Origin of the sequence: Chromohalobacter sp. HP20-39 (assembly GCF_033052815.1) — a bacterium.
Lineage (GTDB): Bacteria > Pseudomonadota > Gammaproteobacteria > Pseudomonadales > Halomonadaceae > Chromohalobacter.
Window position 1 is genome coordinate 1 of the sequence record NZ_JAWHTP010000891.1, and the last position, 255, is coordinate 255.

Here is a 255-nt window from a genome sequence, read left to right on the forward strand (position 1 = left end):
TCGGCGGGCGCCAAGGGGTTGGAATCGCAGGGTTCTTGCCGGGCAAGGCGCGTTTTGGGAGCCAAGTGATGACTGCACTGCTTAGCGTTCTGCTGTTCGCCGCTGCCTTCGCCGTCGCCGGCTGGACGATCTTCTCGTCGATCGCCGCCGCGCTTCCCCGCATGCGGGAACTGGCCGGCCGCACGCTCGCGGCGCCCTTGCCCGAGCCGGCACCGGCCCGTGTTACCGTTCGCTACTCGGCTCCGGCCCGGCGCT

Annotated in this window: 1 protein-coding gene; it reads left to right on the top strand. The window is 70.2% G+C overall.

Annotated features, from left to right (window positions below; translation table 11 throughout):
- Window positions 1–68: 68 nt before the first annotated feature.
- A partial coding sequence (locus RVY79_RS20535; protein ID WP_317466438.1) for a hypothetical protein occupies window positions 69–255 on the top strand: 187 nt, incomplete at its 3' end.